Raw genomic sequence first — 3,625 nt, forward strand, 5'->3', positions numbered from 1 at the left:
CATAAAATCGGAAGCCCTCTTTGCTTCTGACTTCTCCTGGTTAAGTATTTCACAATTCATGCCGATTGAAAAAATTCTTTGAGCATTTAGATATGGATATGAAAAAAAGAACTATAAATTCAAGTTGTTTAGAAGAATATTTATATTTAATATTTTTTTGATATGATGATTTTTTAGGAAGCGATCTTAGGAATGGGATTTAAATGAGAAGATCATAGGTGTCGTCTTTGAGTAAGTGTATATTTTTTAAGATCTATCAAATCTTTAAATCATACTTTTTGATGAGTCGATAAAACTGGGATTTGGCAACTCCTGTAATGGCAATGGCTTTTGAGGTGTTTCCATTGGTATGGGCAAGCACTGCTTTTAGATAGTTTCTTTCTGTCTGTTCAACTGCTCTCTGGCGTATCTCTTTTATGGTTGGAATAGCCTCCCCTTTACCCATAATGGAGAAAAATTCATCATCGATATCTGAATCAGTTAAGCTGGATAACTGACCCGTTACTTTGTCTGTGGTGTAAGATGAAGGCTTTCCCTTTTTGTGGGATAAATTTTTCTTTAGCACTTCTGCTCGGATTTCTCCGGGCAAATGATCAGGATATAAAGTTGATTCCGAGGTGGTCAATATCATTTGCTCAATTACGTTTCTCAACTCACGAACATTCCCTGGCCAGTCATATATTTCAATGGCCTCTACAAACTCATCAGAAAGCTTGCGAACCTGGCATTTATGCTTTTTACAAAGCTTATTTATAAAAAAATGGGTAAGTAAAACCGCATCTTTCTGGCGATATTTGATGTCAGGCAGATGTATAGGGAAGGTGTTTATTCTATGGTAAAGATCAAGTCGAAACTTACCTGCATCAACCATCTCAGCCAGGTTACGATTGGTCGCACATACCAGTCTGAAATTAACAGGAACAATTTTTTTTCCCCCTAAAGGGGAAAATGTCCGCTCTTGCAGCACTCTTAAAAATTTTTTTTGCACTTCCATGGGCAATTCACCAATTTCATCAAGAAAAAGTGTGCCTTTTTCCGCCTGAACCAACAGGCCAACCTTATCTGAAGCTGCCCCTGTAAATGCCCCTTTTACATGACCAAAAAGGATACTTTCGATCAATGATTCCGGAAGCACCGCACAATCCACAACCATAAAAGGATGGTCGGCACGAGGGCTTTTTTTATGAAGCTCATGGGCAAATAGCTCTTTTCCTGTACCAGACTTGCCGGTAATGAGGACGTTTACATCCCTTGGAGCTGCTTTAAACAAGGTCTGGATTGCCTTTCTTATGGCTTGACTCTCTCCAATAATGGTGGATGGAAGTATGGGAATAAGCTCTGTTTTTTTTGAAGTAAGAGAAACGGCAACAGCACGATGGAAAATCTGACTTAAGCGCTCGCTGTCGAATGGCTTTGACAGATAGTCCCATGCACCTTTTTTCATGGCATCTTCAATATTATTGAGATCTTCTGATGAAGTAAGAGAAACGGCAACAGCACGATGGAAAATCTGACTTAAGCGCTCGCTGTCGAATGGCTTTGACAGATAGTCCCATGCACCTTTTTTCATGGCATCTTCAATATTATTGAGATCTTCTGAGCCAGTGATTATTACAATCAGGGGAATTTCCTGCTGCTGCTCACGGAAAACATGGATAAAGTCAATTCCATTTCCGTCAGGTAAAAATATATCCAGAAAAATCAAATCAAATTGCTTCTCAAGCAGCAAACTTGAAGCTTCTTTGAGTGTGCCGGCACAGTCACATATATGCTTGTATCTGGACGCATTACGTGTCAGAAGGCGTTGAATGGGAGAAGAGTCGTCAATAATAAGTATATTAAGGGAACGGGTCATTTCCATGGCTTTTTTATTATAACAGTGGTTGTATTAGAAACAGACAGATGCAGATGTTGGCATAATGAAAAACTGATTTGAATAAATTTTTACTATCTGCCATAATATTTTTCATCCAATATTAAAATTATTACAGTGCTTATGCAAGTTTAAACTGTCTATTAATTTTTCGGGGTTGGTTCTAATTTCGGCCATTTGTCTGAATCAGGATAACCAGGATAACCAGGATAAAAAAGATGTTCAGGATATTTTCTTAATCCTGTCTTATCATGTTAATCATGGGTATCCTGATTCAGACAGCCTCACAAAAATTATCATTGGCCGAAATTAGAACCAACCCCAATTTTCCATAAAACGGCCATGGCAGTTCCATCTGCCACAACGAAGCATGAAAGTCCTTAAAAAAACCTTTAACCACGGGGACTTTCTTATAACATACATGGCGGCATTACCGCCACAATCGAAGAGATGAAAGTCCTGAAACGGCGGGGACTTTCATATAAACGTACATGGCGGATTACCGCCACAATCGAAAGGTTGAAAGTCTTTATAAAAACAGCCACTTGCGGAGACTTTCATATAAAATTTACAAATTAAATGGGATTGCTATCCAAGCCAGAGCCAAAGAGGTTTTCTTATTCTCTTGCCAAAATAGCACGAAAATCAGAAATAAGAATATAAATTCCTCAATATGTACGGAGAAAGGAACAATACACCGTGAAATACCCTCTGCCTGAACGCATAGGAGAGCCGGATCTTCTTGTTGGCCGTGAGAAAGAGTTTGCAGGTTTCCATAAATGGATATCTCGAATTCCCGGACGCCTTTCCAAATCCCGTGTGATCCTGGCCCGAAGAAAAAGCGGTAAAACAGCATTTATCCAGAGGCTTTTTAATCAGCTCTGGAATGAAAACGGAAAGGTAATTCCTCTTTTTTTTGAAATCAGTGAGAATAAAAAATGGTATCCAAATTTTGCTGAGGAGTATTACCGAACCTTTGCTTCCCAATATATTTCATTCCTTGAAAGGGATGAGATGCGTGTCACAACTCCATTGACATTGAAACAGATTCGAGAATACGGATATTCTGTATCTCATCGACATTTAACAGAAGATGTTGATTCCATTCTTGAAAGCCAGGAAGCCGGCAATTATGATTCCATGTGGAATACAGCTTATACAGCACCTGAGCGTTTTGGGGCAGTTCTTGATATCCGGTTTCTGGTTATCATAGATGAATTCCAGAATATAACAAATTATATCTATCCGGATAAGGAGAGGCTGACCCGCCCAGATGAGACCTTGGCCGGCAGTTTTCACGGAGTTTCGGAATCCAGAATAGCCCCAATGCTTGTAACCGGTTCATATGTTGGCTGGCTCATGGGCATTTTGGATGAGTATCTTGAGGCAGGAAGGCTCAAACGTTTTTTTATGAATCCCTATCTGATACCTGAAGAGGGACTTCAGGCAGTCTTCAAGTATGCGGAATACTATGAAGAGGCCATAACTAACGAAAGTGCTGTTGAGATAAACCAGCTTTGTAAGTCAGATCCTTTTTTCATCTCCTGCGTGATAGAGAGCGGTTACGAAAATAAAGATCTAACTACTCGTCAGGGTGTTGTTGCTACAGTTAATTTTGAGATTTCAGATCGTCTCTCAGAGATGTCCATGACCTGGGGAGAATATATTGAACAGACCCTTGATCGTGTCAATGATATTAATGCCAAGGCTATTTTGCTGCACATGAGCAAACATTCTGATCGTGTCTGGACG

At 39.6% G+C, this 3,625-nt stretch carries 2 protein-coding genes; one reads left to right on the plus strand and one right to left on the minus strand.

Going from position 1 to position 3,625, the window contains the following annotated elements; translation table 11 throughout:
- Window positions 1-256: 256 nt before the first annotated feature.
- The gene (locus MTBBW1_RS08730; protein ID WP_080802125.1) at window positions 257-1,861 is read right to left on the minus strand and encodes a sigma-54-dependent transcriptional regulator; all 1,605 of its coding nucleotides are present in this window, start codon (window positions 1,859-1,861) and stop codon (window positions 257-259) included.
- Between the two features lie 711 nt (window positions 1,862-2,572).
- Here MTBBW1_RS08730 and MTBBW1_RS08735 point away from each other — a divergent pair.
- The coding region (locus MTBBW1_RS08735) for an ATP-binding protein (protein ID WP_186441168.1) at window positions 2,573-3,625 on the plus strand (1,053 nt) is incomplete at its 3' end.

This window comes from Desulfamplus magnetovallimortis (genome assembly GCF_900170035.1).
Lineage (GTDB): Bacteria > Desulfobacterota > Desulfobacteria > Desulfobacterales > Desulfobacteraceae > Desulfamplus > Desulfamplus magnetovallimortis.

Bases quoted from the DNA above. Each gene is read 5' to 3' on its own strand.
- MTBBW1_RS08730 (WP_080802125.1), bottom strand. From the start codon at position 1,861: ATGGAAATGACCCGTTCCCTTAATATACTTATTATTGACGACTCTTCT.